Source organism: Butyrivibrio sp. NC2007, from assembly GCF_000421405.1.
In the GTDB taxonomy this organism is placed as follows: Bacteria; Bacillota; Clostridia; order Lachnospirales; family Lachnospiraceae; genus Butyrivibrio.
Genome location: NZ_ATWY01000006.1, coordinates 144,808 through 162,505 on the forward strand (window position 1 = coordinate 144,808; position 17,698 = coordinate 162,505).

17 protein-coding genes are annotated in these 17,698 nt (G+C 43.4%); 4 read left to right on the forward strand and 13 right to left on the reverse strand.

What is annotated here, in order from left to right:
- The 3 genes from G632_RS0106770 to G632_RS0106780 all read right to left on the reverse strand — a co-directional run bounded on the left by G632_RS0106770 (window position 1) and on the right by G632_RS0106780 (window position 3,797).
- Window positions 1-1,335, reverse strand: coding sequence for a FecR family protein (locus G632_RS0106770; RefSeq protein ID WP_022768265.1), 1,335 nt, complete (start codon window positions 1,333-1,335; stop codon window positions 1-3).
- A gap of 20 nt (window positions 1,336-1,355) precedes the next feature.
- Entirely contained in the window at window positions 1,356-2,819 is a 1,464-nt protein-coding gene (locus G632_RS0106775) for an HD domain-containing phosphohydrolase (RefSeq protein WP_022768266.1), read from the reverse strand.
- 120 nt (window positions 2,820-2,939) lie between these two features.
- Window positions 2,940-3,797, reverse strand: a complete 858-nt coding sequence (locus tag G632_RS0106780) for an MBL fold metallo-hydrolase (RefSeq protein ID WP_081647090.1) — start codon at window positions 3,795-3,797, stop codon at window positions 2,940-2,942.
- Between the two features lie 121 nt (window positions 3,798-3,918).
- On the opposite strand from G632_RS0106780, the gene G632_RS0106785 reads away from it, so the two are divergent.
- Window positions 3,919-5,007 carry an acyltransferase gene (locus G632_RS0106785; protein WP_081647091.1) on the forward strand — a complete coding sequence of 363 codons (1,089 nt, stop codon included), beginning with the start codon at window positions 3,919-3,921 and terminating at the stop codon, window positions 5,005-5,007.
- 10 nt (window positions 5,008-5,017) lie between these two features.
- Here the strand turns inward: G632_RS0106785 and G632_RS0106790 are convergent, their stop codons facing one another.
- The 6 genes from G632_RS0106790 to G632_RS0106815 all read right to left on the reverse strand — a co-directional run bounded on the left by G632_RS0106790 (window position 5,018) and on the right by G632_RS0106815 (window position 11,046).
- The gene (locus G632_RS0106790) at window positions 5,018-6,475 is read right to left on the reverse strand and encodes a DUF6056 family protein (RefSeq protein WP_022768269.1); all 1,458 of its coding nucleotides are present in this window, start codon (window positions 6,473-6,475) and stop codon (window positions 5,018-5,020) included.
- Window positions 6,472-8,169, reverse strand: coding sequence for a hypothetical protein (locus G632_RS0106795; protein WP_022768270.1), 1,698 nt, complete (start codon window positions 8,167-8,169; stop codon window positions 6,472-6,474). Before G632_RS0106795 ends, G632_RS0106790 begins: the two co-directional genes overlap by 4 nt.
- Before the next feature lie 32 nt (window positions 8,170-8,201).
- Window positions 8,202-9,695: a DUF6056 family protein gene (locus G632_RS0106800; protein WP_022768271.1), complete on the reverse strand. Its 1,494-nt coding sequence runs from the start codon at window positions 9,693-9,695 to the stop codon at window positions 8,202-8,204.
- Window positions 9,696-9,808: 113 nt separating this feature from the next.
- A complete protein-coding gene (locus G632_RS0106805) occupies window positions 9,809-10,183 on the reverse strand; it encodes a desulfoferrodoxin family protein (RefSeq protein ID WP_022768272.1) in 375 nt (124 codons plus the stop codon).
- 39 nt (window positions 10,184-10,222) lie between these two features.
- On the reverse strand, window positions 10,223-10,381 hold the full coding sequence (rd, locus tag G632_RS0106810) for a rubredoxin (protein ID WP_022768273.1): 159 nt from the start codon (window positions 10,379-10,381) through the stop codon (window positions 10,223-10,225).
- A 23-nt stretch (window positions 10,382-10,404) separates the two neighbouring features.
- Window positions 10,405-11,046, reverse strand: a complete 642-nt coding sequence (locus G632_RS0106815) for a flavin reductase (RefSeq protein ID WP_022768274.1) — start codon at window positions 11,044-11,046, stop codon at window positions 10,405-10,407.
- Window positions 11,047-11,306: 260 nt separating this feature from the next.
- Here G632_RS0106815 and G632_RS0106820 point away from each other — a divergent pair, with 260 nt between their 5' ends.
- Genes G632_RS0106820 through G632_RS0106830 form a run of 3 tightly spaced genes read left to right on the forward strand, consistent with a single transcriptional unit; the run spans window position 11,307 to window position 13,360 of the window.
- Window positions 11,307-11,687 (forward strand): hypothetical protein, encoded by a 381-nt coding sequence (locus G632_RS0106820; protein WP_022768275.1) that lies wholly within the window; start codon window positions 11,307-11,309, stop codon window positions 11,685-11,687.
- A 12-nt stretch (window positions 11,688-11,699) separates the two neighbouring features.
- Window positions 11,700-12,701: a type II TA system antitoxin MqsA family protein gene (locus G632_RS0106825; protein ID WP_026512434.1), complete on the forward strand. Its 1,002-nt coding sequence runs from the start codon at window positions 11,700-11,702 to the stop codon at window positions 12,699-12,701.
- Window positions 12,702-12,703: 2 nt separating this feature from the next.
- Window positions 12,704-13,360 (forward strand): DUF3800 domain-containing protein, encoded by a 657-nt coding sequence (locus G632_RS0106830; protein WP_022768277.1) that lies wholly within the window; start codon window positions 12,704-12,706, stop codon window positions 13,358-13,360.
- Between the two features lie 150 nt (window positions 13,361-13,510).
- Here G632_RS0106830 and rfbG read toward each other — a convergent pair whose 3' ends face one another.
- The 4 genes from rfbG to pseC form a co-directional block, all read right to left on the reverse strand.
- Window positions 13,511-14,584: a CDP-glucose 4,6-dehydratase gene (gene rfbG / locus G632_RS19135; protein ID WP_022768278.1), complete on the reverse strand. Its 1,074-nt coding sequence runs from the start codon at window positions 14,582-14,584 to the stop codon at window positions 13,511-13,513.
- Between the two features lie 2 nt (window positions 14,585-14,586).
- Window positions 14,587-14,922, reverse strand: a complete 336-nt coding sequence (locus tag G632_RS0106840; protein ID WP_022768279.1) for a helix-turn-helix domain-containing protein — start codon at window positions 14,920-14,922, stop codon at window positions 14,587-14,589.
- 104 nt (window positions 14,923-15,026) lie between these two features.
- On the reverse strand, window positions 15,027-15,827 hold the full coding sequence (locus G632_RS19140) for a hypothetical protein (protein ID WP_022768280.1): 801 nt from the start codon (window positions 15,825-15,827) through the stop codon (window positions 15,027-15,029).
- A 547-nt stretch (window positions 15,828-16,374) separates the two neighbouring features.
- A complete protein-coding gene (gene pseC / locus G632_RS0106850) occupies window positions 16,375-17,610 on the reverse strand; it encodes a UDP-4-amino-4,6-dideoxy-N-acetyl-beta-L-altrosamine transaminase (RefSeq protein ID WP_022768281.1) in 1,236 nt (411 codons plus the stop codon).
- Window positions 17,611-17,698 lie beyond the last annotated feature (88 nt).

Consider the following 17,698-nt stretch of genomic DNA (forward strand, 5'->3'; position numbering starts at 1 on the left):
TTACGGATCGTAAGTAGGCTCTCCACCTTCAGGCTCAGGAGTTCCACCTCCACCTGCATTTGCATTTGCGTTTGCATTTGTTGCTCCTCCTGAAGAACTACCGGAATCATTTCCCTGCGAGTTGCGAGCTCTTTCCTCTGCTGCGTCCCTGGCCTGGGCTTCGCCAAGAACCTTCTGCCATTCAAGATACTCCTGATTTTTTTCGGCTTCAGCAGTATCCTTGTCACTAGCTGATCCATAGCGGTTTTCTGATTCGCCATATGCAAGGAAGTGCTCGAGAAGCTTATAAGAATCAGTACCTATTTCACTTACCACATCAGGGTTTTCTCTGGCATAATATGCCGGATCAAAATGCTGTCCGGTAGTAAGTGTCATAACACCGTTTGAATCAGTGCTGACAACATATTGTAAAACCCCGGTCTTTCCGGCTGTTTCAGTGGTTGCTTCCTCCGTGGATGCATCCGTCACGCTATCTGTAGTTGCTGTCAAACTCTTGTCATTATTTACTGCATCATCGGCTGTAACTTCTGATGAAGCATTATCAGGTGTCTGTTCTTCTGAAGAATCAGTATTTGACGCAAGCATGGTGTCAGTACTATCCACTCCCATTATCTTATCAACAGACCATCCTGTATCTGCGCACACCAGTTCCACAAGCGCATAATTCTCACGAAGTCTTTCCAAAACAAAAAGATTGAGTTCTTCTTCAGTTAGCTCATCCACCTCGAACATTATGCTGTCTACGCTTCTGTCATTATAAAGATAAGTCCTGACCCTCTGTCCGGCATTTACAACGACAGTCTTTGTCTCACCGGTGGTGGGATTAGTTCCCTTTACCTCCACGCTTCCGTCTGTAATTATAAGTGCCTCATGTCCGGCATCGTCAACCGTCACATAACCCGACGTACCCCTTATGCCAACCACCATGGTAGATGTACGGATGTCAAAACTTTCATCTGAATCAAGTTTCTTGGTTACCTCAAAAAAGAGGCTCCCCTTGGTCAGGTTAATGTCCAGTTTCCTGCCGTTTTGGTCAAACTGGGCACTACTCAGTTCGTCGATAGTCACTATCTTGGAATCATCAAGAGCTATGCCTGCAAGGCTTTTGGATTCAGTATTCAAAATATTACCGGCGTTAAGTCGCAGGTTATCGGATATTGTCCTTTCCTTATCGTTCTCATAAAGCCTTACGGTACCTTCGCGCCGCAATAATCTCATAGTGCTTGCAGCAAGATTACTGCCACATGAAGTTAATAATGCTGTAACTGTTATGACAATGATAGTTATTAAAAACAGCCCAGATATAGATTTTTTTGTACAATACGGAGTCTTCATATCAAACGCCTCCTTTGTTATTACTGTTTATCCTTCTTCCATGCATTACTATCTTTAAACATACGAAGAATATCTTTGTCTATCTTGCCCTCCTCTGCCATACCATCCAGGATACTAAAAGCCTTTTCAGGTGGCATCGGAGGTTTATAGGGCCTGTCCTCGGCTGTCAGAGCGTCGAAAATATCTATTATTGTAAGGAATCGGACCTCCTTGGGAATGTCTTCTGCCTTGATGTGATCAGGATAACCGGTTCCATCCAATAACTCATGATGTCCCGCTGCCCATTCCGGAACATGCTTGTATAACCCTTCAAAGTGCATTTTTCTGAGCATCTTCAATGTATAGGAGACATGACTTTGCATAAGTTCCCGCTCAGCATCTGTAAGCGTACCTTTTCGAACCGTGATAGCAATAAGTTCATCAGCTGTCAGAAGATGTACCTCATTTCCATTTTCATTCTTGCACCTTATATTTGCTATCTCTTTGAGCTGATTTATAATTTCATCCGTAAGGAATCCTTTAGTATTAGACTCCTGAATAAAGCTAAGTGCATCCTTTAATTCTTTTATCTTTAAGTCATGTTCAGGTCTTGTCCCCGGGCTTTTCAGAGCATCAATCTCCTCCATAAGACAAGCAATGGTTACTCTGGTCCTGATTCCCTCTTCAAGTACACCAAGCCTGGTGGGTTTATCCATAATTTCCAAGGGAATTACAAGTTTTCCGATATCATGTAACCATACACTCATTAATAGCGCATCACGTTCCTCATCTGTAAGCGCACGCTCATCATAGTGTGTTCCAACGTATGTTAAAAAACGGTCCGCATAATAAACCATATTCTTAGTGTGATTGGCGTTATATGAGCTCCTAGTCTCTATCGCTTCTACAAGCACTTTTACCAAAGAATGAAGGGTTTCAAGGACCTGATTGGAAAGCCTCCTGTTGGTCAGGATTACTGCCCCCAATGAAGCGAGAGCTTTTATTATATCTTCATCTTTTTCCGGGAAAGGAACAACGTTCCCGGCATTGTCTTGGGCGTTGATCAGCTGAAGAACGCCTATGACATCACTACGATCATCCTCCATTGGAATTACAAGCATAGACTGTGTTTTATATCCGCTAAGTTGATCATACTTTTTCGCACCGGAAAAATCGTATCCATCTGAAGTGTAAACATCCTTTATGTTGATCTCCTTCTTATCAAGGACAGCACAGGCGCTTATATACTCACGGCTCAGCGGCACAGGAGGCATATTATTCTTTTTAACGCCAGACTCATTTAAAAAGCCATTTGCATATGTATAGGAATTATGGAAATTCAGATGATCGTCTTCCACTATATAGACTGTTCCCGCATCACAATTACTGATCTTCATTGCAACCTGAAGAATCATATCCAGAACTTTGGATGTGTCTTTTTCAGCGGAAAGCGCTATAGCTATCCGGATCAGATTATCAACGGAATATTTGTTCGTTGTATCCATAAAAAACAGCCTCCTAATATAGATTAATTCTATCATGGAGGCCGTTATTTTGTTTTGCATTTAACGGTTTAATGTATTATTTTTTTATTACGGATTTATTATGTTTTACGAAAGAAAACGTTATAGTAAGAAGGTATAACCTTCTGAAGCAAATATGATATGTGCTCCCAACTCTAGGGCATCAATTTGTCTCTGAAGGCTTTCCAAAAACTCGTCAGTGTGATTGGGAGCATGATGAACAAGCAGTATTTCATTAACATTTGTAATCTTTTGCAGTTCTATAGCCTTCTCATAGGTTGAATGTCCATAGCCTCGGCACTTTTTATATTCCTCAGGAGTATACTGAGAATCATAGAGAATCATTCTTGACCCTGCTGCAAAATCGGCAAGCGAATATAGTGGATCCTGATCTGACTCTGCTATTTCATGCTCAAAATCAGTAGCAACAGTGACAGAAACAACATTATTTGTAAGCTTATAAATTGTTGCCCCACCAGGATGGTTGGAAGGCATGGTCGTAACATCGACTTCACCAATAGCAAAAGTGGCAACTTCTGCTATTTCATGAAAATCTATGTTATCACCGTATTTATCTATAGTTACCGGCCAGAGTGGCGTTGAAACATAACGTTCCAGTTGTTGTTTTACAGTAAGGCCGTCACGTGTTACTCCATAAATCGAGATCTCTTTTCCCTTAAGCGCAGATAGAAGTATTGGGAGGCCCAAAATATGGTCGATATGCGTATGGGTGATAAGCAGGGACAGGTGCCTGTCTCCTATATCAGGAAGACGCATTATTCCGGTTCCTGCGTCAATAATTATTGCCTCGCTGTCAGTCTCAATAAGATAGCATGATGTATTACCGCCATACCTGGCCGTTTCAGGGCTTGAAACAGGCATGGATCCCCTACTACCAAGGATGGTAATAGACATGTTATTAGTGGATTTCGGATTGGTATATTGATTAATACAAGTCATAATCCCTCCAATTCAAAAACACAATATCACTACTCTCAATATGCTTACCAAATAAGTAAGTATATTATACCATTTGCATGCTATGTGTTAAGAAACAAACTTGTTATGGTACAATGTCTTTATGAAAAAAATACTACATTTGGAAATCATTAGAATACTGGCTATTTTGTGCATCATGTTCATCCATACCGGATTTTGGGGACATGATGCTTATTCCTGTACGGATAGTCATATAACATTTATTGTCTCTCTTCTTTTGGCCTGTGTAAGTGCTATAGGCGTGGATTTATTTTGGATGGTATCAGGATCTCTTTTACTTGGGATTGATGAAGATATCTCTGTGGTATATAAGAAGCGCCTTCCAAGGATTCTGATAGTGTTGGCCGTATTCTCTGTTATCAGATATTTCTACGACTTTTTTATGGAAGACTACGGCGGAGGCGTTTACTGGAGCAGGGTTTACGGTGATAATGCAGGAACAGGTCTTTTGCATATAGGGCTGGGGGATTTTGCGAAGAAATTTTTGTCAGGCAATGTCTATTTGCCATACTGGTTTTTATATTACTATATTGGGATTTTATTGCTGCTCCCATTTATACGTAAGGTTGTCAAGGGTATGAGCACAATTGAATGGAAATACTTTGCGGTATTTGAAGTTTGCTTTTTGGTAATTGTGAAGCTATTTGAGCCTGTGATTCATACAAGATTTGGAGTGCCGTTCTTTATTCCTGAGGCCGTTAATGCCTTTGTGCTGGGATATGCTGCTGAGAAAGTTGTTCCGGCAGAATGGATCAAGAAGAGAAAGAATCTTGTTTTGCTGTTTCTTGTAAGCGTCGTATTTGTGGCTGTTGAGTATACTTTTTCTGTTAAGCTGGGGAATCCCATTGGCGAAGGCAGAAATGTATTCACAGATATGTTTATTCAGCCTTTGGCATTTTGCGTAGTGCTGATTATTAGGGGAATTTCTCTTAATCTGAAGATGTGTTCCGAGAGGCTGTACAAGGTTATATGTGTTGTTGGAAGTTGCACATTTGGACTATATCTCATTGAAGAATATCTTAGAGATATATTGTTCTTTATTTACGATGCACTTGTTCCGATGGTTACAGTTATGCCAGCTTGTATAATCTGGCTGCTGTGCTGCTTTATTGTGGGTGTACCGGTTGTCTGTGCACTAAAAAAGCTCCCCTTAATCGGGAAGCTGATTTAGTGATAATGATTTATTCATAAATAACAGAGATTGCATTAACCTCAAAAAGGTGAGCAGCTGCTATATTCACGACATCACCGGATTCACTCTGTAATCCCATTGAATACATGCATCTGTTATCAAGCGGTTCTTTTATGACAATTACCTGATCAGAGCCCTCTTCTGCCATCTCGAGGGCGGAGAGGATGTTTGCTCTGATGTTATAAACTCTTTGCATATTTCCCCGATACATATCTGCGACAATACAATAGGAGAAACCTTCTTTTGCTTCTTCCAGCATAGTCTTGCTGCCAACAAGTGCAAATATGATTGTCACTGCAAGCATCACTTTAGTGATAATAGCCTTGGCCTGTCCCCATCTTGATCTCACAACCTGTGCAAGAACAATAATACAGAAAATGATGCATAATCTGGCTGAAATCAGGTATGTTGAGTGTGTTCGCATAGCCTTAAAGCCGGCTATGTGTTGCCCATATGCTACTGGGAATGCAGTCAAAAAACCAATTAGTATTGATTCGATCAGGGCAGTTATCATTGTAATATAATTTGCCTTCTCAAATATGCTAATCTCGCATATAAGGGATATGACAAATACAATCAGTAACAGTACGATAAATGTCGGGCTCTTTAAGATATATACTGTCTGATCTAGGACTATTGTACAGGCATCTCTAATGGCATCACCGAACGTGATGTGTCCCGCAATCAATTCCCTGTCTGCTCTTGCAAAGTTGCCCGGAGATATAAGGTTTGTGATAGCGCCGAGAAGGGCTGCAATGAAAGGAATCATAAGGGGCTTATGGTCAATTATCTTTTTGTAGTTAAACACTACTGTCATCAGCGCCAGTCCACAGCCTATAGCTGCCACTTCCAATGTTCCCCAACCGGCAAGGAATAGAAACAGGGATGCTCCTATATACTGTTTAATTGTTCTTGGGTGCTCGCTGTCCCAATTTAATAGTCCTATATATAAACCCAATCCAAGGAAAGACAGGGACAGTTCTAAAGTATAGTTAAATGCTCCGGTGTACCAGAAAAACAGTTCCCTATTATCCAGAGTACCGATCATCTGGGTGCTTGCAAGGCTAAGTGCTGCAAATATCGGCATTACTGCATCTTTGTTTCTGATCAGGTTCTTGGTCAGATAGTAAAGTGAGTAAAAATAAAAAATGGAAAATAATAGCATGATAAAATGAAATCCCGGCAATCCCCATCTTGAATAGGCTCTGACAAAGTGGAGAAGAAAATTTGCAAGATGTGTTCCCTGCGATTCAAAAACCATTCTCCATGTAGCATCCAAAGATGCTCTAAGTACAGAGCCATTATACTGAGGGAGCAAAGCCATGACGCCACTCTCAAATCCAAAATCATCAGCACACAGAAAGGTATAGCAGTCACCTATCAGTACAGGAATAATAGCCAGACAGGCAACAAGTATTGAAACAATAGTAATAATTCTGCGTCTCATGAATTCTTCCTCTTTTTAAGAGTAATAAAGCATAGTGCAATAATAACCACTGTGGCTACGGCTGTAATCACATAGGAAAGCTTCTGAATACGGGTTGCTTTATAAGTTACCATCAAGTGACCTACGCCTTGTCCGTCTTCAGGCATGAAGACTCTTACGTAGCCGTTGTCATCATAAGCTTCGCCGACCGAAAGCTCTTTTACCGGATTACCATTGTCGTCAATCAGGTAAGCCCTGTAGCCGTAGTAATAAACATAAGGCACATCGTAGTATTTCTTGTCGAGGAGGACCCAGGCTTCGTAATACTTGTTGTCATCGTGCTTGAAGCCCTCTGCGCTTGTGCCGTCGTCACAGCGGGAGATATTGACTTCTTTGCAGGCGCTGGGTTCGCACTCTACAGGGAGCCACTCACCACAGGAAATGCCGTAGTCTGCAGCGGTTTCGAGGTAGGTAAGGTCCAGGCCTGTGTTTCTGGTGTAAGCGTTAGGGTTATAAAAGTCCGGTTTAATGTATAGTCTGGTTGCGAGGATGAGGACAATGCTAACGATGACGAAGAGTGCGGGACTCTTTATGAGGGGTGTATCCTCTTTTTTCAATATCTCGTCTTTAAACGTCTTGATCGTAATCGCATAGAATATGACCATAAGGGGCATAACAGTCAGTGTCAGTCTGTCGGTTGACTGGAAGAATGCGAAGAACTGTCCGATGGGTCCCTTCCAGAAAGCCTGTGATTGCATACATAGGATGTGTAGTGCAGTCACTATGAGATATGTCAGGCCTTCCATATATACCTTGCGAGTTCTTACCATTGCGTAGATGAAAAGAGCTGCTGCCAGTATGAACAGCACAAAATATACAGGAGTTATGCTGGTGATTGCTTCAGATATGCTCAGGATGTGATCATTGATATCAATATAGTTATCGTAGATAACTGTGTACTTGGTGTGGATGGCAAGTTCTATTGCAGGGAGCCAGTACTGGGCTGTGAAGAACAGGCCAAGCATGCTTACGCCGAAAAGTTTGCCAAGAACTTTGGGGTTCTTGATGATGGTCTTCAGGTTGATCAGGACCATCATGAGCAGAGCAATCATCAGAGATATGAATGACAGATGATGGCTTAAGACAATGACTACTATGCCAATGGCGTATTCAATATATCCGCCTTCCTCATCCTTGAGAGCTCTGCTGAGGCCACACATAGTCATGGGTAAGAATGCCTGGGCGACAAAGGCGCCTATTCCAAAACCGTCATAGAGGTTTTCCCATAGGAAAAAGGTACCAAAGTAGAGGATGCCCGCTATAAGGGCAATTCTCTTATCTCCAATGAGCTTGTCCAGGCTTCTGTAAGCAGTTATAGCGCCTATAATGGCTGCTACTACTACGTAAAACTTGAGTGCAGGAATTATATCCATTCCGAGAAGGACAAGAATGGCTGATGGATACAGGAAGAAATCAGGATAGAAGAATCCTACTCCATAGCCGAAGCCTCTCATGGACATCGGGCGAAGCTTAGCCGGAAAAATTCCTTGCTGCAGGGTTCTGACCAGGGACAAGAGTCTTCCATAATGGAAGCCGTTCTCTGCGCCTTTCGGCAGGTCTTTTGCATAAAAGGGGGCAAAGAATGCAAGAAGCATGATAACGATGATTGCAAGGTATAATCCCTCTTCTTTTAAAAACTTTTTGATACGGTTCATTTCTTAATTTCCTCTTATTTCTTATTATTCCATCACTCTACCAGGTTTATTCGGGTCTTGTGGTAATACTTGCACATGCTCTCATCTCTGTAGTCGTCCGGATCTCCGGTGATGTCGAATTCAGAGTAGTAGATGGGCTTGGGCTGCTCGTTTATTACGTTCAGGGTCACTTCTTTATCGTCTGAGAGAAGGATCCTGGTCCATTCGTTCCTGGCTACTGCGTAGCGCTTGGCTTCGCCGATGAGGAGGGTTCTGGTTGCGGATATGGAAGTAATGTTGTCACGGTTCTCCTTGGGGATAGTGTTGACGCCAAGGAATATGGTAAGACCAGCGATCACTAGCAGGAGGTATCGTGTCAGGTAGGTCTTGGTGAGATTGGGGTTTGTCGCGATTCCTTTGGATTCAAAGAGTGCTCTGGTCCTGATGACTGACTCTAGTTCAAGGAACATCAGAAATACAACGAATGTGTAGTATCTGACGTTCTGGATTCTTCTTGGGCCTACTTCGCTCATGGAGTACTCGGTTGGAGTGAAGGTGGAAGCGAAGAGGCAGAATGCGATAATGAACAGGATGAAAACCGGTATTTCAGGGGTCAGGCTCTTTTTGTCTTTTGCATAGTGCCATAGGAATGGCAGGAGCAGAAGCAGGAACATTACTACCGGGAGGTTAAGCCACTCGTTGAGGTAAGCAAAGGCGTCAAGGAATGAGACTCCTATTGCTTCCAAGGCGGGTCTTGAGACTGACTCTGCTGCCCTGACCTGATTGCCCGGGGCTAGTACGTTTATTATGAAGCCGGCGGCTGAAACTGCTGTTATTATTATGAGTTTTATGAAGCGTTTGATGGCGGCGTCAGCGGGGATGTCTTCTGCGTTGTGCTTTTTGGGGGTTACCCAGATTTTTAGGGCTGAGTAGATGATGGCAAGGGCCATGATCTCCAAGTTTAAGAGTCCTGTTACGAGGTTTCCGCCACCTATGAAGAAGCCAAGGATGCAGGGGAGGATGAATCTCTTTTGCCTGATAAGCATTCCCCACTGGATCAGCATCAGTGAATAAAACAGGGTGTAATAGCTTGAGCCGTTCCACCAGTAGAAGCCCTGGATTGCGTGCGGAAGGGTCTGCATCAGGAGGATGGAGATGGATGCAAATACTATTGTTGTGAGGCTGCTCTTCTCCTTGAAGAGTGCGGTTATGAACAGGTAATTGCCGAGGAGGAACAGCGCCACAAGGATGATGGTGGACAGGCCATAGACTCTTTCGGAAATTATGCCGGGCTGAAGGGAGAAGATGGCGATGGCAGAAAAGGAGCCCTGCCAGGTATGATATGCGTCTACTACCTCTTTTCCCATGGCACCGAGTACGGCGATTATCGAATGCGTGGACTGCCAGGCATCGTGGGTTCTTGTGCTGTAACCATAGTCGTCGACAAAGGGTCTGGCATAGATTGCTATGACGAGCATAGGGATCAATGACAGGGTCAGGAGGATGGTCAGGAGTTTTCCGGATTTATTTAGAAATTCGTTGGTCATGAATTGGGGGTATCTCCTCTTTGGGTTGGTGGGACGAAAAAACAATGGCGGGGTATAAATGCCGCCATTGTTATAATATAGGAAATTATGGGGAATAGCAATGTGGGGAGGTGTTAAACTTCCTTAACCCACAAGCCATGAAGATTACAGTACTCATATACTGCAACAGCTTTTTCACCGTCTGCGAGTACGAATTCAGCTATTGGCTTGTCTGAAGGCTTGAGGTACTTGATCTGAGCGCCGGTTGTTGTCTCCAGAGCGATGAACTGGATGTAATGTGCATCCATCATAGGGTGCTCTACTTCGCCTACCTGAACCTTAATTGTATTTCCATCTACTGTTACTGCAGGTACGTGCTTCTCTACCGCGCCATCAACGGCTCCGGGTACAAGCTCTTTCATCGGCTCGCCACAGCATACAACAGGTACGCCTGAGTCAACTAATTTCGTGATTATATTTCCGCAAGTTTCACATCTGTAGAATTTCATTTAGGTTTCCTCCTTATTTGTTTAGGTTACAATATTCAATTATTCCTGTGGTGAGAAATCATCTTTGCCTACGCTGCAGAGTGGGCAGGTGAAATCATCGGGAAGATCTTCCCACTTGGTTCCCGGAGCGATGCCGTTATCGGGATTGCCTGCTGCCTCGTCGTAAACATAGCCACATACGTTACATACATATTTCATAAGATTAGTCCTCCTATCTTTTGTTATCGGATGATCTTTTCAAAGTCATCTTTGCCGTGCTTGCAGATCGGGCAGATGAAGTCGTCGGGAAGGTCTTCTCCGACATACTCATAGCCACAGATTGTGCAGCGCCACACCGTTTCGCCCTTTGGTGTTGTACCTACTGCCTGAGGTTTTGGCTTGATGTCGCTCTGATAGAACTCGTAGGTGCAGGACTGCGCATCCGAGAGAACTGTCATGAAGGTCGGTTCGCAGATGAAGAGAGTGTGTGATCCGAGGTCAACAAGCTCTTTTACCTTAAGAGAAAAGTAGGCGTTGGTGCCAGCTGTTATATATGGAATGCCATTGTCGGCAAGGGCGTAGTTGCTGGGTGCGTAGTCTGCGCTGAACTTGTCGACATCGCGGCCGGACTGGAAGCCGAAGTGCTTGAAGAGATCAAAGGTGGCTTCCTTGCTGATGACTGATATGTTGCAGGCCATAGTGGCTTTGATCATGTCATGGGTGTAGTTGGCCTTGTTGACTGCGATGGAAATGGTGTTGGGGTCTGATGCGACCTGGACTGCGGTGTTGATTATGCAGCCGTTCTTCTTGTCGCCCTGGGTGGCGGTGCAGACGAAGAGGCCGTAGGCCAGCTTGTACATGGCTTTGTTGTTGAATTCCGGCATGGCGTTTTCCTCCTTATTAGGGTGTGGTGGTGGGTGGTGTCTGTGGCGCGTTTGGTGGTGCGGGGGGTGGTTGTAATTTCGTTTATATGTGTATTTATAATTATACAGAAGGGGATTCAGGATGGGAAGAGGTTAATGGAATGTTTATATATTGTAAATGGTACACTATTGTAATTAATGTACCATTATGTTAGGATAAGATTGCGTAACGTAAGATTGTACCATGTAGGGCATAACATGGAGGAGACGGGGGAATATGAATGGATATTTTGTCTCCGAGCGAGGCACTATCTCGCTTGAAGCAACTCATAAAGAGCGGAAAGTATGGTATTAATTACACTTTTGTTCCAACAGACAAGAACAAGTTATTAATAGATACATACTATGTAGACGACAAAAAGCGAATTGAAATATTGCTGAGCTTGGAAGAACAAGATTATATAAAAGATGAATATAGCTATAATTCAGATAATCCTGATGATTACATGTATGTTTTCATTAAGAGAAATGTTCAGTTAATGCCAAGGTTTCACGAAGAAGCGCAATTTGATTATTTAGATATATACGTGAAGTTTTTCTTTGGAAATGATAAGAACAGTCTTGTTGTAATCCTTTCAATGCACAAGGCAGGCGATTATTAAGAGGGGTAAGGTATGGACACTGAGAATAATGGTTTACTATGCTGGAATTGCAGAAAAATAGTTCCCTATACAATTAAAGCAAGGCACAGATCACGCTCAATTAACGGTAAGAACTATGAATATAACGAACGATATGGCATATGTTCAGTATGTCATAATGAGATATCTGTTCCGGGGCTAATGGATGAAAACGAGAATCGCTTTGATATCATTTACAGAAGATTGGCTGGCATTATTACCAAAAGCGATATTCATGAGCTACTGAACAAGTATGACATCGAGAAAAGGCCACTATCCCACCTTCTTGGATTCGGTGAACATACTATTTCCAGATATCTTGAGGGACAGATTCCTAAGCGTGAGTATTCAGACCTTTTATTACGCTTACTGCACGATCATCTTGAGATGGAAAAAGTTCTCGAAGAAGGCAAAGATAGAATCACAAATGTAGCTTATAACAAAGTTAAGAAGAAAATTAATCTGATAAAGCAGATGACAAGCTGTAGCACAAAGCTTGAGTTAGTTGCGTTGTATATTGTTAACTCGCAGTATGAAGTCACAGACTTATCTCTTCAGAAACTACTCTATTTCGTCAAAGCTTTTTCACTTGGTGTTTTTGACGAAGATGCTGTATTTGATGGCACATGTGAAGCCTGGGCTTACGGGCCGGTTTTTCCTGATATTTACAAAAAATACAAAACATTTGGTGATTCGCTTATACCTAAAATCAATCCGGATCCAAGTTGTTTTGCAGGACTGAAAGCTGAGGATAAGAAAATTATAGACTTCGTGCTTAATACGTTCGGAAGGCTGAACGGAAAGGTTCTGATGGATATTACTCATAAGGAAGAACCTTGGAATGCTGCCAGGGTCGGACTAGAGACCTTTGAAATGTCTAAAAATGTTATATCCGATTCGAGTATAGGCGATTACTATAAAGGAATTAACAAGATATATGATCTGACTACTAGAGAAGGGGTTAATAAATATATTGATAGTTTGTTTGAGGAATAAGGATGGATCGTTACTTAATTTTAGATGAATCAGGCAATTTAGGAGCAAATGGCCGTTTCTTTGTAATAGCATGTGTTGATACGTATAGCTTTAAGCCTTTACACAACGTAATGAAAAGGAAACTTGGAATCGCCAAAAAAATCTTTATTGAACTTGGAAGCCTACATGCGCATGAAATCAAAGCTAAGGATGCATATCCTTGTATTAAATACCATATTGCTGAAGTTCTATCCCAGAAAGACATACGAATCTCATATATAGTTGCAGATTTAAAACACGTTAGTCCTAAACTCCTAGAACAGAAAAATATATTTTATAATTACTTAATGCGTATTCTGATGGATCATCTACTATCTAAGGATGATGAAGGCTCAACTATCCATGTAATCTATGATAATCATACAACAAAAGTAGGCTCTGTAAATTCACTCGAAGAGTATCTTCTACTGCATTTTGTTTATGACAAAGGCTACAATCTAGATTTAAAGTTTAAGTGCATGGATTCCGACTCATCTGATGCATACGTTGTTCAAGCGGCTGACTATGCAGCCAACGCAATTTACAGTCATTTTGAGTATAACGTGAATACTTACTATGACCTACTCAAACTTGTAACCAAGCACAAAATCAAATTTCCTACTAAAAGTTTTATGAAATAATTCATATAGTGCTTGAAATCAGTGCCTATTGATTGTAATATAATAAGACCAAATATTGTTATGATTTTAAGGGTGTGTAAGCCTATTATAGCGTGCGAACATTTAAGCATAAGTTGCCTGTGTGGCAACCACTATATTAGCAGCACCCTTTTAATAATTAATTATTTGTCTTCTAGTGAAATCATACATATCTTCGCCGTTGTTCCAGGCTTTGTACCACTCTACTGTATTGCGTATGGCTTCATCTACATGCCACTCGGGTTCCCAGCCAAAGGTGGTGCGGGCTTTGGTGCAGTCGAGCTTGAGGAAACTGGCTTCGTGAGGGGCATTGGCTTCTGCATGGTTCTCCCACTTGGTGTTGTCTCCCCAGTATTTTACAAAGTAATCAGCAAGGTCTCCGGTATTGATGCAGTCCTCGTCGCGTGGACCGATGTTGTAATAGCCGGAAAGGCTCTTTTCCTCTGATTGGCGCATGGCAATCATTAGATAAGCGTAGAGGGGCTCGAGCACGTGCTGATAGGGCCTCGTGGAATACGGGTTGCGGACGATTATTGGCTGGTTCTTGATCGTCGCTCTGACGCAGTCCGGAATGATACGGTCATTGGCAAAGTCGCCGCCACCTATTACGTTGCCGGCTCTGGCTGTGGAAATGGCCGGTGCTGCGGGATCTGAGAAGAATGACTTCTTGTAGGAATGTGTCACGAGCTCAGAGCAGCTCTTGGAGTTGGAATATGGATCATAGCCGTCGAGCTTCTCATCCTCGGTAAAGCCGTGGTTCTCCAGGTCGTTGTTCTCGTAGACCTTGTCCGTGGTGACGTTGAGAAAGCTAGTGGCACCGGGGTGATTGCGGAGGCACTCGAGGATGTTTACGGTTCCCATGACATTGGTCTCGTAGGTGTAGCGCGGATCCTTGTAGGAATCGCGGACTATGGGCTGCGCAGCAAGGTGAAGGACTACGTCGGGACTAGCTTCTGTGTAGGCTTTCTCTAAGGATGCAAGGTCGCGGATGTCGCCGATGGTGCTATGGATGTGGTTTTCCAGGCCAAGGATTGTGAAGAGGTCGGGCTCGGTATTTGGGGCTAAGGAATAGCCGTAGACTTCTGCTCCAAGCTCTTTTAACATAAGGCAAAGCCAGCTGCCTTTGAATCCTGTGTGCCCGGTCACGAAGATGCGCTTGCCGGTGTAGAAGGTCTTTAGTTCGGTGAATTTATTGGATGTGGTCATGGTTATCGTTCATCTCCCCATTTAAATGTGTTTTTTGTACCAGCGGTAGTAGTCTTTTTATGAGCTCTTTGTTTGATCTTACCTCTATGTTTTTCAAGTAGAATTGATGGTCTGTTATCCATGTCCGGGATGGCATTTAATACAGATTCAGCAAGTTCAAAAGCAACTGATAATTTCAAAAAGTTATCTAATGATATGTCTTCGCCGTTTTCAAATCTCTGTATTGAGCGCAAGGAAAGCCCCGTGATGGATGAAAGCTCCTTTTGTGTTATTGAGCTCTCTATTCTTAGCCTTTTCATTCTTCTACTAATTTCTAGAAGGTATGCTTTCGATGTCATGGTTTGTTCCTCCAAGAAAATTTTAACATTTTAAAATTTAATGTGCAATATTTTGCATTTTATTTGCATTTTAGGGTATTAAGCCGCAATTTATTGCATATTATCTAGTTCCATCTGCTGCTGAGGACATCACCCTTGAGATAGAGGTTGCCCCGAGTGTTTGTTTTGATGGGTTCGAACAGGCCTCTGTCGGTCATGTAGGCTAGATTCTGGCGGGTGCAGGAAAGCTCCCTACAGCACTCCTGGGTGTCAATGATGTTGTGGCCAGCGAAGGTTATGAAGTCGGAAAGGGTTAATGGGATAGGCTTACCGGCAGTATAGAGTTCTGCTGCCGGAACATCTATGGAATCATTGAAGGTGATGTAATAGCCACCGGTTCCGACCATGCAGGAATTCAGGAGTTTTGGATTTTTGCAAACTTTCTCGGTTACGTCCTCGTTATCAAGTTTGGTGAGATCGATTTTTCTTGTTTTACCATCTGCAAAGAAGCAGAGAATGTTGTGGTTGTCCAGTACCGTGCAATCGATCAGATTTCTCTTTTGCCTGATTATCACGAAGTCGGGGAGGGTGGAGAGTTCGCGGATTGCGAGGCTGTCCTGGCAGCAACGGCCGTGGGATAGTTCGAGGAATTTCATCTCGTCATACTCTTTGAGTTTGTGGTTGCGGAGGATGCTGGAGATGTTCTGGCGGGTGCTGGGGATGATGCGACCACGGACCCACAATAGGCTTGCTTCTCTCGGGATTGTAAATACTCCTCTTTTAACAAAGGCGGCGAAAAGGAAGGGGGAAGTCCATTCATCAAGATCATTTTCCAGTTCAACTATGAAGGTCTTCACCTTTTTGTAATAAAGCAGTACACCCACTGTACGTCCTAAATACTCATCATATATTTCATAGCACTTCATTTCAAATTCCTCCAACATAAAATTGTAATGTTTTATTTGACGCGCGTCAAATATATTTAGTTTTATTTGCGTGAGATGTGCATCACAAGGACGAATATAGAATTGTGTTGGTTGGAATTGATTTTTTAATTGCATCACAAAAAATGTCCTGGGAGAAATTAGTTGGAAATTACAAACTGTTTTGATGGCCGTGGTTTTGAAAATTTGACGCCTAGCTCTTTTCCTGCATACCAGTACTCGGCCTACGGATGTCGTGTGATGTAGTTTTGGGCAAATATGGTTTTTGGGACCGTTGGGGGATTTTGCAATTTCCAACTATTTTTTCTATGGAAGGAAGTTGTGGGGTGGTCGGAATTACGTTTCCAACCAACGTTCAAAAGGTCGGGCCATTGTGGTGCAAGATTGGCCACAGGCTCTGAGAATGGTCCCTAACCCCCGTCCCTGGGGACCAAAAATGAGCCACTGACTCCGTCCCTAGGGCTCAAAATGGCAAGAAAAAGCTTCCCCGGGGATGGGGAAGCTTGGATTGTCTAGACAATTGACGCTATTACTTTCTGTAGTAGTTGATGATCTTCTTGACGGCGGTGATTACGCTCTCTACGTCTTCGTCGGTCATCATTGGGTAGAGAGGAATGCTCATGATGCCTTTGTAGATGCTCTCGGCAACTGGGCAGAGGCCTTTCTCGTAGCCCATCTTCTGGTAGAACGGGAAGAAGTAGACCGGTACGTAGTGAACCTGGCACTGGACGTTCTCGGCGCTCATGGCGTCGAAGAACTCACGGCGAGTGCAGTTGAGCTTATCAAGCTTAAGCTGAATGATGTACAGGTGCCTTGTTGTGTCAGACTGAGGGATCTCTTTCTGGATGAAGAGCTCAGGGACGTCGGCGAAGGCTTCGTTGTATCTCTTTACGATCTCTTTTCTTCTATTTGAGAACTCGGTGAGTTTCTTGAGCTGGCTTGAAAGGAGCGCTGCCTGGAAGTCAGTCATACGGTAGTTAAAGCCAAGGGTCTGCATCTCGTAAACCCAGATTCCTTCAGGGTTCTTGTCGACGAAGTCTGCAGGGTCGTGAACGATTCCGTGCTGGCTTGCAAGGTGGAGCTTCTTGTAAAGCTCAGGGTCGTTGGTGGTGATGGCTCCGCCCTCTCCGGAAGTGATGGTCTTGACCGGGTGGAAGCTAAAGCAGGTCATATCGCCAAGTGAGCCCTCGGGCTTGCCATTGTACTTGGTGCCGATAGCATGGGCTGCGTCGATGATAAGAGTCAGTCCGTGCTTATCGCAGATCTCGCGAATCCTGTCGTGCTCGACTGCCTGGCCTGTGAAATCAACTGCAACGACTGCCTTGGTGCGTTCTGTGATGTGCGCCTCGATTGAGTCGGGATCTATGTTGTAGGTCTCGGGATTGACGTCTGCAAAAACGGGCTTAGCTCCGACATAAATTGCGCAATTAGCTGATGCTGCGAAGGTCAGGGGTGTTGTGATAACTTCATCCCCGGGGCCAAGGCCTGCTGCGATGGCTGCGCAGTGAAGAGCTGCTGTTCCATTGCAAACTGCTACAGCGTATTTGGCTCCTGTCACTTCGCAGAGCTTCTGCTCCAGTGCTGTTACTGATGGTCCGCAGGTGATAAGGTTGCCCTTAAGTGTAGCAGCAACTGCTGCAACGTCATCGTCGCCGATCCACTGGCGGCCGTAAAATATCTTTTCCGATCTGACGGGTGTTCCCCCGTGTATCGCAAGTTTCTCCATTAGGTATTCCTTCTTTCTGAAATTGATATACTTTATCATAACATAATTTCCCAAAAGTTGAACAATTCAAAAAAGCGTATTATAATATCACCTAATAGTTTACATTTTCTTTTTATGAATAGGGAGG

Excerpts from the sequence above, each read along its gene's own strand:
- G632_RS0106790 (WP_022768269.1), bottom strand. The coding sequence starts at position 6,475 with ATGAGACGCAGAATTATTACTATTGTTTCAATACTTGTTGCCTGTCTG.
- G632_RS0106840 (WP_022768279.1), bottom strand. The coding sequence starts at position 14,922 with ATGACATCGAAAGCATACCTTCTAGAAATTAGTAGAAGAATGAAAAGG.
- G632_RS0106785 (WP_081647091.1), top strand. The coding sequence starts at position 3,919 with ATGAAAAAAATACTACATTTGGAAATCATTAGAATACTGGCTATTTTG.
- G632_RS0106815 (WP_022768274.1), bottom strand. The coding sequence starts at position 11,046 with ATGCCGGAATTCAACAACAAAGCCATGTACAAGCTGGCCTACGGCCTC.
- G632_RS19140 (WP_022768280.1), bottom strand. The coding sequence starts at position 15,827 with ATGAAGTGCTATGAAATATATGATGAGTATTTAGGACGTACAGTGGGT.
- G632_RS0106795 (WP_022768270.1), bottom strand. The coding sequence starts at position 8,169 with ATGAACCGTATCAAAAAGTTTTTAAAAGAAGAGGGATTATACCTTGCA.
- G632_RS0106775 (WP_022768266.1), bottom strand. The coding sequence starts at position 2,819 with ATGGATACAACGAACAAATATTCCGTTGATAATCTGATCCGGATAGCT.
- G632_RS0106820 (WP_022768275.1), top strand. The coding sequence starts at position 11,307 with ATGGATATTTTGTCTCCGAGCGAGGCACTATCTCGCTTGAAGCAACTC.
- rd (WP_022768273.1), bottom strand. The coding sequence starts at position 10,381 with ATGAAATATGTATGTAACGTATGTGGCTATGTTTACGACGAGGCAGCA.
- rfbG (WP_022768278.1), bottom strand. The coding sequence starts at position 14,584 with ATGACCACATCCAATAAATTCACCGAACTAAAGACCTTCTACACCGGC.
- pseC (WP_022768281.1), bottom strand. The coding sequence starts at position 17,610 with ATGATAAAGTATATCAATTTCAGAAAGAAGGAATACCTAATGGAGAAA.
- G632_RS0106780 (WP_081647090.1), bottom strand. The coding sequence starts at position 3,797 with ATGACTTGTATTAATCAATATACCAATCCGAAATCCACTAATAACATG.
- G632_RS0106770 (WP_022768265.1), bottom strand. The coding sequence starts at position 1,335 with ATGAAGACTCCGTATTGTACAAAAAAATCTATATCTGGGCTGTTTTTA.
- G632_RS0106805 (WP_022768272.1), bottom strand. The coding sequence starts at position 10,183 with ATGAAATTCTACAGATGTGAAACTTGCGGAAATATAATCACGAAATTA.
- G632_RS0106825 (WP_026512434.1), top strand. The coding sequence starts at position 11,700 with ATGGACACTGAGAATAATGGTTTACTATGCTGGAATTGCAGAAAAATA.
- G632_RS0106800 (WP_022768271.1), bottom strand. The coding sequence starts at position 9,695 with ATGACCAACGAATTTCTAAATAAATCCGGAAAACTCCTGACCATCCTC.
- G632_RS0106830 (WP_022768277.1), top strand. The coding sequence starts at position 12,704 with ATGGATCGTTACTTAATTTTAGATGAATCAGGCAATTTAGGAGCAAAT.